At 59.5% G+C, this 1466-nt stretch carries 1 protein-coding gene; it reads right to left on the minus strand.

What is annotated here, in order from left to right; all coding sequences use genetic code 11:
- Positions 1–108: 108 nt before the first annotated feature.
- Positions 109–1404 (minus strand): IS701 family transposase, encoded by a 1296-nt coding sequence (locus BTE28158_RS32235; protein WP_151052736.1) that lies wholly within the window; start codon positions 1402–1404, stop codon positions 109–111.
- Positions 1405–1466: the final 62 nt, after the last annotated feature.

Genomic DNA, 1466 nt, shown 5'->3' on the forward strand with positions numbered 1-1466 from the left:
TAGTCTTACTGTGTCAGTAAATCGATCTTTGGCGCTGAACAAAACGGACATCGCTGGAGCCGGCGCGCAATGTACGCAGCGATACGCCAGCGCAGCGTTGTAATGGAATCAGCCACGTGGCGCTGCGCGCGCTGGGGACCCGCGTGGCACGTAATCCGAGGGTAAGGCAAATGGGTCGCGGATTGCGGAGTTTTTTTTACTGCCACCTTGAATGAGGCGTCGAGCAACAAGAAACCCATAGGCAGCAATGCACAACGATGCATGGTGATGGAATCCACGCCAGCCGCGCCCTTCGAAGTGCCCCAAGCCGAATTCCTGCTTGAGATCCTGATAATCCCGCTCGATACGCCAGCGCATCTTGGCGACACGAACCATACGTTCGAGCGTCGTGTCTGGGGGCAAAGTCGAAAGCCAATATTTGAGTGGCTCCGCATCACCTTCAGGCCATTCGATTAGCAGCCATTGTTCATCGCGCAGTGTGGACCGCCAGTAATCGCGGTGTGAAGCACGTACACGCACGGCGGCAAAGCGCGAACTGAGCGCGGCGCACGTGCCTTCGCGCCATATCACGTTGCGATAGTGCGAGGCACCGAGCGTCAAGGCCAGATCCTTGACTTCGATCGGTTCATGTCCCGGCGCGCGCCGTAACAAGCTACGCGGCCGCCCCAACTTCCCCCTGGAGGGCTCGGGAGGGAGAGGGGCCGTGCCCGGCGCCCATACGCGCGTGTTCGAGCGAATGCCCACCGCATATTGCAGCCCGAGCTCACTGACGGCCTCGCGAAACGAGGTGTCGTCTCCATAGCCCGCATCAGCCAACACGATACCGTCGGGCGCGCCGCTTTGCCGTGCTTCGCGCAACTGCCCGGTCGCAATCTCCGGCTTGGTTGCAAACTCAATTTCCTCGGGCACGCCGGCTTTCTGTCGCCGCGCGGGATCGTCGCTCCATTCGCGCGGCAGATACAGTCGATACGATACCGGCAAGCTCGCGTCTTCTGTCGCCACCGACAAGCTCACCGCAACCTGGCAGTTGTCCTGCTTGCCCAGCTGACCGCAGTATTGCCGCGCCACGCCGACCGAATGCTTGCCCTTCTTGGGAAATCCCGTGTCGTCAATGATCCAATACAACCCGCCAGCCGGGTCCATATGCGGCAGCACCCAGCGCCGCACCTGATCGAGCAGCGCCGTATCCGACCATTCCGACTTCGCCACGAAATGATGCAACGACTGGTGCCGCGCGCTCACGCGCTCCGGTTCCAGATGTGCCGCCAGCGGCTCGACGCTCTTGCGCCGAATTGGCAGCATCAGCCCTTGGCAATAGCCCCTCAATCCTGATTCGCGATCGTTATGCCCAAGCGCTTCACACAAATGTTCCAGATACGACTCGAATGACGTTTCCCAGTGCATCATTCCTCACGCCGTGGATGAAGAAGTTTCTATAATGGCATGAATTTATTGACACAGTAAGA

This window comes from Burkholderia diffusa, assembly GCF_902499115.1.
Classification (GTDB): domain Bacteria; phylum Pseudomonadota; class Gammaproteobacteria; order Burkholderiales; family Burkholderiaceae; genus Burkholderia; species Burkholderia diffusa.